4 protein-coding genes are annotated in these 12,495 nt (G+C 38.1%); all 4 read right to left on the bottom strand.

The genetic code is table 11. The features are described 5' to 3' along the window. Positions 1-3,255, bottom strand: coding sequence for an autotransporter outer membrane beta-barrel domain-containing protein (locus tag PVV70_RS07510; protein WP_273758649.1), 3,255 nt, complete (start codon positions 3,253-3,255; stop codon positions 1-3). 155 nt (positions 3,256-3,410) lie between these two features. Continuing rightward, positions 3,411-3,662: a hypothetical protein gene (locus PVV70_RS07505; protein WP_273758647.1), complete on the bottom strand. Its 252-nt coding sequence runs from the start codon at positions 3,660-3,662 to the stop codon at positions 3,411-3,413. A 469-nt stretch (positions 3,663-4,131) separates the two neighbouring features. Beyond that, entirely contained in the window at positions 4,132-7,686 is a 3,555-nt protein-coding gene (locus tag PVV70_RS07500; protein WP_273758646.1) for an autotransporter outer membrane beta-barrel domain-containing protein, read from the bottom strand. A gap of 936 nt (positions 7,687-8,622) precedes the next feature. Further along, positions 8,623-11,427: an autotransporter outer membrane beta-barrel domain-containing protein gene (locus PVV70_RS07495; RefSeq protein WP_273758645.1), complete on the bottom strand. Its 2,805-nt coding sequence runs from the start codon at positions 11,425-11,427 to the stop codon at positions 8,623-8,625. Between the last annotated feature and the right edge of the window lie 1,068 nt (positions 11,428-12,495).

Here is a 12,495-nt window from a genome sequence, read left to right as displayed (position 1 = left end):
TTAAAAACGGTGGCGCAATCCAGCAGAGAAACTGGCACCAGAAAAACCAACTTTTTTAAGCCGATGCCGATAGGTTACATCCCCATGAAGAGAAAATTTTGAAGAAAGACGCGCATTAAACCCAAGCCCTGCTTCCAAAGAAGAACCAAAAGAACCTAACTGAAAATCATCTTTAAAAGAAACAAATTGCTTATCTTCAAAATTATGCAAATAAGAAAGCTTACTATAAAAAGAAACCTCTCGTCCCTCTTCCACAACTCCAAGCGTCTTGCTTAAACGCCCACCAACACGCCCCATCCATTGATGAAATTTTCCCAAATCAACATCAATATGATCAACATCATATGCCTGATAAAACTGAAGTTGCTGATATATAACCTGAACCTGTGGATCAAAAACAACGCCTTTACTCCCTATTGCAAACGTTTTGCCACTCGTTAAAGATCCACTAAACTGTTTTCCCTTTAACGCCAAAACCTTATCCCGTGCAAGCGTCAAAATATCTCCCTTAAAAAGACCATAGGATAAAACCCCGTCAATATAAAAACCCGTATCATGCTGTAGACTTCCATAAGCCCCAATAGACCATTTACCCAATGGGCTTTTTTTACTTTGTTCAACCTCCTGAGGTGCTAGAGAAAGATTTCCATAATTTCCCAAAGCCCCAAAGAGTGTACGCGTATATAAACTCTCAATCTCGTTTAACAAAACACCTGCTTGGAATGCATTATAATCAAGCTCAGCATCATAGCCATATTCAAAAGCAGATAAATTGGAAGCATAATGATGACTTGCCCCATAAGCACGCAGAAAAAAGGCTGTGTTTTTATCATCTCTTCCAAAAGAATAAAAAGCACCCCGCATTGTCTCTAACATCTTATTTTGCGTGGTCATCTCCATCAAACCCACATGGAATAAAGCATTTGGCAAAAGAAGATACGTTGGCAATTGAGGTACAACAGCTCTAATTCCTTGTTCAGGCTGAACATCAAACGGAACAGAAAGATGAGACGAAGGCTCAACAGGAGCAGCAGGTTGAGAAGGCTTTGGTTCAACGGGTACGGAAGAAGGAGCAACAGAGCCCGTAGATGAAGGAACGATTGGAACAGATGGCTTAGATGGCATAACCTCATCAGTAGAGGTCTCAACAGGAGCAGAAGGCATAGGCACAGTAGAAGGATCCTCTGGAGCAGTTGGTACAGAGGGCAGTTCAGGCGTAACAGGTGTAGAAGGTATAAGCGGAGGATTAACAGTAGGTGGTTGTTCAGGCGAAATAGTCTCTGTTGGCTTTTCGTCTTCAGATTGAGGGGGAATAACTGTAGGCGTCGGCTTAGAAGCAGATTCAGAAGAATCTAACTCAGAACCAATGTAAACACTTTCGAGACGAAAATCCCAAAAATCACCTTTCCCTGCAACCAATCTATTTTGGGGATCTGCATTTCCAGAAGAAGAACTTGGACCATAGCCACGAAGTTTATATTGATAAGGAAAACCATTTACCGTCGTATAACTGTTGAGTAACTTAAAAGAAGTTTCCTCTGCCGTCCCTGCAACTTGAATAAGTGAAACACTTTGACTCCTTTCACTGCCTGCTTCTTTATCTGAAGTTTTTTGAAATTTTTCCATCCCAATGAGGGTGGTTCCCTCAACATCCCCATAGATCAAAATGCGATCCGTTTGTTGAGAATTAAATGAACCATCATTATGCATAAATGTGCTCATCTTAATCCGAGAATTACCTTCCGCACTGTATACTTTATTGGACACGTCATCCATACCAGCTGTTTTCTTGCTATTGACTAATGCATGCATATCGTCTCCATTGTTTATTTTGTTTCCAATATACAATGTTTGATAATCTTGAGAGACATATTTCTCAAAAACAACGGTACTATCCAAAAGGCTCAAAGTAGAAAGTGATGAAACCGTAAAGTCGGCTTCTTGTGAGCCTTGATATTTACTCTTAGTAAGATACCACGTTGAACTATTTCTTAACTGCAAATCAATACGAGCCCTACCCTCAATGCGTGTTCCCCCTGTAAGGGTTGAAGAATAGGCTTGAACACGAAGAGAAGAATTATTTTCAGCTTTTAACAATAAATCAGCAGAGATTTTTGTATTTTCTGATAATTCAAGGGTAGCTTCAGCCCCATAACCAGCATCTCCCGTACCATAAATGGCAATCCCCTCTGGAACTAAAAAATTTGTCTTTGATAACTGAACAAAGGCCTTTTCCAGAGCAACGCCTTGCGCTCCCAGATTTCTCATATTGCCCCATATATTATTGGAATCTAATCCATAAAAATATAGACCATAGGTTTCCTTCCCCTGAACAGAAATATTGGATTTTTCAATCTTAATATTCGTCTTCTTAAACACATCAGCTAAATTAAATTCTTGCCTCAACAACCTAGCTTTATTATTCACATTCCCTGAAGAACTTTTAACCAAAAAACCATGCATATCACTCAGTTCAATAGAACTATTATTTAATTGAACAAAGCCACCTTGAGAGATATCAAAAGCTTCTGGTAATTTATTGACACTTTTCTCACCAACGATAACAGTTTCTTGCTTTCCTTTGCCCTTAATGACAGAACTATCAAAACTATACTCGCCTCCATAAAGTGATAAAAACGCGCCTTTCCCATTAAAAGTAACGGTACTCCCTGACAGCCTAATCTTTGAACCAAAACTGCTAATCAGACCTATTTCTCCTACACCATTCAATTCTTTTTGTGTCGTTTCTTTTGGTGTCGTTTCAATCTTAACACTCACTAAAGCAATATCTGTTCCTTTACCCAATGCAGAAATAGCGTGAGAAACCCCCGTAATAGTGCCATCTGTCATGCGAATAACCGCACTTGCAGCATGAAGAGCAGGTATATTCTTAAAATTTGAATCTTTTAGATTAAGATGAGCTGCCTCTTTTGCTAATGCACCATAGCCGTATAATTCATCTGCGCTATCACCCGTAACAGTTATCTGCGATGCATCAACAACTGTACCTGCTTTTTCTACATATAGAGCTGAAATAGGAGCAGAATCAGAAATATGTTGTTGAGAATATTTTAAATGATAAGTTTTATTTTTAATCGTGTGTTTTTTACCATCATTGCATTTATAAAACTGAGCATTTGGATCACAGAGATTTTCTAAATCATGAGAATTTGCATTAACACTCACGATTGGCAAAAAAGAAACTATAGCCGTTGTGATAAATAAAAATCTATAATCTCTTAATACATTAATCATAATTCTATTCCCAATTTTTTCTTCTTCCCCCTTGACTTAAAAATAAAAAATACGCGCAATAACGCTCACTTAAACAAACGAATAGTGTGAAGTATAAAACTTAAATATTCATTTTATACTTCACAAAACATTCTGTAGCTTATGTAAAATTCAAATTATATTTCATAAGTCCCTAAAAACGATAGCGTAACCCGCCTGAAAAGATCATCTCCATAAAATACAAAGTTTGAAGACAACTGCGTATTCAATCCCACTCCAGTTTCTAGAGAAGAACCAAAAGCCCCCAATGAGCATTGGTCTCCAAACCGCACACATTGTTTTCCTTTAAAACCAATGGCAATATGAAATTTTCCATTGAATATCATTGACCGTGTTCTTAACACTTCCAGTAACGGGAACTTATCCAAAACACTCTTTATTTTTTCTTGTGCAAGTATCCCTGATTAAATTTTATCAGTGTTTTTTAACGCCAAAACCCCATCAATCTCTAAACTTCTCTCTTCCCTCACCTTAATGCTTACCTAACCAAACTTTTTTGCCTTCAAAACACCAGAAAAACTGCTATCAGCAATATCTGAACAAGTATCACGCACACAACCTACACTCCTCAAAAGCGTCACATGAACAGGACTTTAAAAGAAAACGACACGAAAGCTCCTCTTGCACATTCACATCTATATTATGCATAAAGAATAAAATAGACATCGTAAGAGCACATAAAGATATACCTACCTCATCGATAGATTATTCCTATTATGTGACGTTCATATAATTCGTTTTGGATTATATGTAAAGTTAAAAATCAGAAAAAAAACACAATAAAGTCATGTTTTATGTCTATTGCTTTTGCGAAAGATGGATTAAAGAGAAATAAATTTAAAAGTGATAGCTTAATCCACCAGAGAAACGCGTTCCAGAAAAGCCAGCTTTGGTAAATTTATGCTTATAAATCAGATCACTATGAAAAGTCATTTTGGGGGATAATTGCGAATAGACACCAAATCCAGCTTCTAGAGAAGAACCAAAAGAACCAAGCTGAAAAGCATCTTTAAAATATACAAATTGTTTATCATCAAAACTACGAACGAAATGAAGTGTACCATAGAATGAAAGAACCTGTGCATCTTTCGTTAATGTCAGTGTTTTAGTTAAATGCCCCCCAATACGCATCCCCCAATGATCTGGTCTTCGCATATCAATATTAAGATTATCAATATCGCGTGTGTTATGAAACTGAAGATTTTGATAAACAAATTGAACCTGTGGTTCAAAAATAAAACATCGACAACCTATCATAAATGTTTTACCAGCCGTTAAGGAAAAACTTAAGGGCTTGCCCCTCAATGCAGCCGTTTTACCCCGCTCACGTGTAAGAACATTGCCATTAAACAAACCATAAGAGAAGAGACCATCCAGATAAAAACCCGTATCATGCTGCATACTCCCATATGCTGTGATTGTCCATTTATCAAATATACTTTCTTGACGTTGTTTCACCTCTCGAGGCAGCAAAGAAAGCTTGCCATAATTTCCCATAATCCCGAAAGATGTTGTACTGTATGCATTTTCGATTTTCTTGAGTAAAATACCTGCCTCTAGTGCATTATAATCAAGGTCGCCTCCATATCCATATTCCAGTGCAGACAAATTGGAAGTATAACGATGATGTCCCCCGTAACCACGAAAAAATAAAGCCGGATTTTCATTAGTTTTCAACAATCGACGAGAAAAAGTTCGCAGTGTTTGCAACTGCTTATTTTGATGACCAATATCCACCAATCCAGCATGAAATAAGGTATTTGGCACAAGAATATAAGTCAAAACCTGTGGAACAACGGCTCTCACATTTGACTCAAAATGAGAAGAAAGTTCAAAAACAGGGGAAGTAACAGATGGCGACACAGAGGAACTAGACGCAGGGGGAGAAACAACAGAAGAAGTACGAACGACAGAGGGTAACACAGGGGAACCAGACGCAGGGGGAGAAACCACGGAAGAAGTGCGAGCGGCAGAGGGTAACACAGGGGAACCAGACGCAGGGGAAGAAACAACGGAAGAAGTGCGAGCGGCAGAGGGTAACACAGGGGAACCAGACGCAGGGGGAGAAACAGCAGAAGGAGTGCGAGCGGCAGAGGGTAACACAGAGGAACCAGACGCAGGAGAAGAAACAACGGAAGGAGTGCGAGCGGCAGAGGGTAACACAGGGGAACCAGACGCAGGGGGAGAAACAGCAGAAGGAGTGCGAGCGGCAGAGGGTAACACAGGGGAACCAGACGCAGGGGAAGAAACAGCAGAAGGAGTGCGAGCGGCAGAGGATAACACAGGGGAACCAGACGCAGAAGAGACAACAGAAGGAGTGGAAGGAACAGACGGCGGGATAGGAGAACCAGATGTTGGCACAACTGGATGAGATTGAGTCATAACTGGAATAACAGGTGTAAGAGAGGGAGGAGAAACAGGAAGAGGATTTGGAACATCCAGCATAAAAACATCGGAAGCATCAGATACAGTCTTAAGATGGGGATCCCTATCAGGAGAATCTACAGGAGAAGAAAGACTTGGCTCCTGAGTTTTTTGCTGAGAATTAGGATCGATAACCTCCTCTTCACCTCCAGTCATATTAGGATGAGTTTTAGGAAAAGCAGGAACCTCATCAGAAATAGGAGGAACAACAGCATCAAGAACAGGAAAAATTTCAGTGGGTTCAAGAGAGGAAGAATCAACCACTTTACTTTCAAGGCGAAAATCCCAAAATGTTCCAGTGTTTTTAAGCACTCTTTGATTGGAATCTGCAGTCGCTAAAGTAGAGCTTGGACCATAACTCTTAAGATGATACTGATAAGGGGAATCTTCGAGTGTAACATACCCCCCCTTTAACTGAAAAGTATCTTCAGCAGCTTGTCCATAAACCTGAATAATGGAAATCCCCTGATCATTACCGCCCTCTCCCGTCAATGCCCCTGGGCTTCCAGGAACCTTATACACATGGACTATCGTTTTTCCTTCAAGATCCCCATTGATTAAAAGTCGATCAGTTTTCTGCTCTTCAAGCTTTCCCCCTTTATCCAAATAGGTATTAAGATAAAGATTCACATTACCTTGCGCCTTATAAACAGTCCCTGATCCTTTTCCGATGAGAAGTGTCTGATAACCATCTGTTGTTTTGGATTTGAGTTCCTCAAAAATAAGAGAACTATCTATAAGTTCGACCGATGAAATAGAAGAATAATCTTTTAACCTAGAACCAGACACATCAGAGTTTTGTAATTGTCCAACTTTTGGTCGCGATAAAATCCACTTTGAACCATTTTTTAACACTATCTTGGCTGTAGAACTTTCATCAACATATGCGCTTCCTTGTAAGGTAGAAGCATCAGCTTCGATCTTGATATTGGAATGTTCAATAGCTTTCAAAAGTGAATCGCCAGAAACTTTGGAATTTTGTAAGAGTTTAACAGAACTTTCAAATTCGCGGCTATAAATAGCCATACTTTCTGGAGCCATAAAGGTTGTCTGGGTCAAATGAACAGTCCCTTTTCCAGGTATAATCGTTTTTTTATCATCCAAGACAGCTTCCCAAAAAAAGTGCATACCATGAAATGCCTTCCCTCTCACAAAAACATTGGAATATTTAATATGAGCAGCATTATGATTATTCCCCTGCAATACAATGCCATGAGCATTGTTAACATTAACGTTGCCCTTCTCAAAATTAATCATGCCTTTCCCCTGAAGCATACTAAAAGCAGAAGCTTCACGATGATTATCTGTATTTGTCGTCTGTTTCCCCTTTCCGGTAATAGAAACACCCTCTAAATTAATTTCTCCATCCCCTCCTGTTTGAACGCCAATACCATCAGCAAAGTCAATCTTTCCTCCTTTCATATACATTTTTGCACCATTATGACTCAAAAGACCGATCGCATCAGCAGGTGTCCTAATCTCTGTCTTGGTCAAAGAAACAAGCGACTGCTCACTCGAAGCACTGATCCCCATTCTGGTTGCTTTAATCACCCCGTTCTGCATTTCAAAAGCGCCATCCTCGTCAATATCAGCCCCTATCGATACATCGTTTAACATGGAATCAAATAGAGCAACGCCTCCCCCTTTTGAGGCTTTTACACCTGTTGTCCAAGCGCCTTGTCCGGAAGGACCATTTACATTCGAAACACCGTTAATGATTATCGCCGTTCCTTCAATGAGTGTATTTTCCCCTGATGCCTCTAAGGCAGCACCAGAACTTTCACCCGTGAGTTGATAAGTTTTCTCAGAAATTTCATGCGTTTTCCCATCATTACAGTGATAAAATGAAGCACTTTCGTTACATGAATATTGCTTCTTCTGAGAAGAAACTTCACCAGCATCAGCATTGTGTACAAAGAAAAAAATAACCGTTGTAAAACGACATAAAGAGAGATGATTTTTAAGCATAATTTTCTACAAACTTTCTTCCCCTTCTCTAAAAATAAAAAAACACGCGTTCTATTTAATAACCTTGGCTACGTGTGATAATTTAAAATACGTTTTGTGTTTTATATATCTACTCCACACTTTATGTAAAGCTATAATCTAAAAATATCACAATTTAAAATTGCATTATTAAAAAAACACGTAAAAATAGACATCGTAAATCCCCCACACCTCAAAGCAGTGATCTCAAGAGAATTTGTAAATTGATACAAAAGGAGATAACGTACTGCCGCTTCACACTTTATATTTATCGCGCTCTCTAAGAGAGTCACAAGCATCACGAAAAACCAAACGCCCTAAACAGAATATAGATATATTGCCAATTCGCATGCTTGTTTGAAAGACACATCTCTCAACGCATCGAAGCTCATTTCGCTATAGCCCCCCCCTTTGGAAGAATATAATGGTCAATTCGTTGAGTATCCCATCTTTACACTGATGAATAAGTAAGCCGATATATCCCCCACGTTACCAACCCTAAAATGTTGCGACAGCCTTTGGGCCTTTGAGGCAATTTATAAGAGACTTTTGGGCTCCTTTCGTATCCTCATTTTATTCACACGGACTCCCCCTTGTAACGTGTAAACAAATGATTTTGATTGATTCAACGTGGAACAGATCTAAAATGAGAAAGCCCAACGATATTCATATTTTTTATTCAATATAAAAAATAAATTATTATAAATCGGTATGTTGACTGTAAAAGGGAAAACAGCATAAAAAGCAAAAACAGAGCCTCAGAAAGCCTTATCTCGTTTCTAAAAAGAAACAAATTTTCTCATGCAAAAAACATTCTTTAAAAAAGCTTATCTTCAAAGTTGCAAACAAAATAATAATAATAAAAAAAACCACAAGCGATACTTGTGGTTTTTTAGATTAACCCCAAAGGCGATCAGCCTAAAAACGATAGCGCAATCCACCAGAAAAACTGATTCCAGAAAAACCACCTTTACTCAACTTATGCTGATAAACCAAATCCCCATGAAACGTGAAATTTTGAGACAAACGGGCATTAAGACCCAATCCAGCCTCTAGAGAAGAACCAAAAGCTCCCAACTGGAAAGAATCTTTAAAGCGCACAGATCTTTCTTTGCCAAAATCATGAGCAAAATGAATTCTACCATAGAAAGAAACATCACGATCCTTTTCAGGCGCAACAAGAATCTTCAGCAAACGTCCACCAACACGCACCATCCATTGATCAAGCTTATCCATCTCGATAGTAAAATGATCAATATCACGAGCCTCATTAAACTGAAGATATTGATAAACAACCTGCGCTTGTGGATCAAAAACAACACCTTCATATCCTGTGGCAACTTTTCGACCACTCATCAAAGAAAGACTTAAAGGATTTCCCTTCAATGTTGCTGTCTTACCCCGTGCCGTTGTCACAACATCACCCTTAAAAAAACCATAAGACGCAAGACCATCGACATAGAATCCTGTATCATGCTGCAGACTACCATAGACTGTAGCAGTCCATTTATCAAATGTACTTTTTTGGCTTTGTTCAACATTCAAAGGCTGTAGAGAAAGCTTTCCGTAAGAGCCCATAACCCCAAAGGATATGACATTCTCAACACTTTCAATTTTTTGTAACAAAACACCTGCCTCTAGTGCATAATACCCTAGATCGCCTCCGTAACCATATTCAAGCGCAGACAAATCTGAAGTATAACGGGAACTCCCCCCATAACCACGCAAAAATGAAGCAGGATTTTCACGAATTTCCAACATTCCACGAGGATTAGCACGCTGTGTCTCCAACTGCTTGTTTTGATTGCTGATATCCATCAAACCAGCCTGGAGCAAACTATTGGGTAAAAGCAGATAAGTTGGAACTTGCGGAACAACAGATCTTACACCTCGTCTAGAGGAGGAAACATCTTCAATCTTAGAAAGACTATCTGCAGAAGACATCGGAACAACAGCTTTATCGCCTTGGTTAGGACGAGAAGCCGACACAAGCTTAGAATTCTGAGTGGGTTTAGATGTAGTATCAGAATCAATATATCCATTTTCGAGGCGGAAATCCCAAAAATCTCCTTCACCTTCGACTAATCTTTGAGACACACTTGCATTTAGAGACGCATTTGCTCTTCCTAAATGAAATGCTGGACCATAAGCATAGAGCTTATACTGATAGGGGCCGTCTTCAAGTGTGACATACCCCCCCTCTAACTGAAAAGAACCTTCCCCTGCTTTTCCAGAAACCTGAATAATTGAGATACCTTTGTCATTTCCATGAAGCCCTGTACCACCTCCTGGACTTCCTGAAACGCTTTGCACATGTATTATGGTTTTTCCTTTAATATCACCATGAATTAACAACCTATCAGTTTTTTGATTTTTAATATCTCCCCCTTTATTTAAATATGTATTAAGATAAATATGCGCATCACCCTGCGCTTTATAAACAACACCCTCTCCTTTTCCAATACGAAGTGTTTGATAATCATTCATTGTATTATCTGCGGGTTTCTCAAAAATAATAGAACTATCAATAAGCTCGATCAACGAAACCGACGAAACACCTATAGAATCAGAAACTTGTAAAGTTTTATTTTTCGGTCGTGACAAAGTCCATTTCGAACTACCTCTCAACTTAAATTCAGCAGAAGAATTTTCATCAACATGCACTCCCCCTACAAGCATAGAATCATTAGCTAAAATCTTCACTAAAGAGCCACCTTCAGCCTTCAACAATAAATCTCCAGAAATTTCAGATTTTTCTGAAAACTTAATAGAACCACGAGATTTGTTGCTATAAATAGCTGTACTATATGGAACTTTAAAAGCAGTCTTTCTCACCTTAACATGCGGTGATCCTCCATTGAACAGATCAGCTAATGTTGTCATATTTTTAAAGTACATACCATAAAGTGCATTCCCTTTCACTGTAATATTAGAATCTTCAATATTAGCATGAGTATCATCAGCATGATCACCCTTTTTCTGCAATAAAAGCCCATGAACATCACTAACATCAACAGAACCCTTCACAAACTGAACATAACCATTTCCAGATATATGAAAAGCAGCATGATCACTCTGATGTTCTGTATTCCGCCCTTGTCCCACCTTGTCGGAATTACCCTTGCAGTTCATAGAGACACCCTCTAAAATTAAATATCCATTTTCTCCTGCTTTAACCCCAACAGTACCGAAGTTCACCTGTGTATTCGTTAAATAAAGTTTACTGTGAGATTTCCCTTCTGCAAAAGCCCCCACTTCAATTGCATCAATCGATCCGCCAGATATCGCAATGCCGTAACCTTGAGATTCTACTCCCACTAAAACCCCACTCAAAGTGGATTCGGACAGAGAGACGTACGCCTTTTCTGATACCTTTACGCCATATTTCCAAAAGTTCTTTTCCGAATTACTCTTTTGATCTAAAATACCCTTAACAGTTATATTTTTACCGTGAATAAATGTACGTTCCTTAGACGCCTCTATGGCTCCATGATTACCATTAACCTTTTGCCCCGTGAGCGAATAAACTTTATTATTAATTTCATGCTGTTTACCATCAGAACACTGATAAAATGCTGCATTTTGATTACATAAATCTTGCTTTTCTCCAGGGAGAATTTTAGATTCAGCATTGTGCGCAAAAACATCAACATGATGTGTTAAAAAAATAAGTGCGGTTGTAAAAGTACATAAGGAGAAACGATTTTTAAATAGACCAGCCATAATTACACCATAATTTTGCCCCCCTTCTAAAGATAAAGACATAACGTACCAAAAGACTTAACCAAGAGAAAAATTTAATACGTTTTGGTTTGATGTATTGAGTTTATTAGTATTTTTTGTGTTTTATGTAAATATGGAATTAGAAAATGACTAAGAAATACACTCTAAATCTGTCGTCTTTACAAAAAAATTATAAAGATTGAGCTAAAAAACAAGACAAAAATCATCTCTAAAGTTTCTCTGTAAAAAACTTTAATAGATTGTCAGGCATTTAAAAGGCCTATTTTAAACTGCTGCCTCATCAATTCCCAGAGACTGTACAACCAATATCCTTGCAATAAATTTTTATTGAAAAAATGTATGCTCCGTAAGCAGACAAACCATATGCCAAAGTTGGAAAACAAAGGAGCATACACATCTGCTTTTAGACAATCTTCATGGCAAGACAGCTTAATTTAGCAAGAATAAGAACGTATAAAATAAAAATCAGTTCCTATTTTACCGCCTCCATTTAATTCAACTTTATAGCATTCAGAGCCATATCTTTAAAAAGTCAAAATTACACATGACTTCATCCTGTTATTTATTGCATTCTTTTAAGAAAGCACATTTTCAAAAAACAATACTATGTTTCTCATTCACCAGCTTTTTCATATATCTCTCATTTCTTCTACCCCCATTGCACAACAGCTGCGGATATAATATAAAGTATCCTACCGGATACAGCGCTCATTGCGCTTAAGGTGCATTATTTTCTTTACCAACTTCTAATATTATAAATCCGCTCCTCTTAACACAATTCACAAAACTATATTATCTCCTTTCTTAAACGATTTTTTTATCCACCTACCAATCCTACACATGCCAATGAATGCTTTTTATGGATTCATAATAAGAACATTGAAAATATTTTTAGCATTCTCAGTTAAAAAATATCTTTATAAACCGCATATTATAAAAAATATGAAATACATATTTTGAAACGATAACGTACAAACTTATTAAATTTTTCAAGCAAAATAAAAGAAGCCCAGCCCCCAAATATATTAAAAAGAGATGAAAAATCAT

Source organism: Bartonella sp. AU55XJBT (assembly GCF_028618525.1).
Note: the sequence above shows the minus strand (reverse complement) of the source record. Positions and strands in the feature narration are given on the sequence as shown.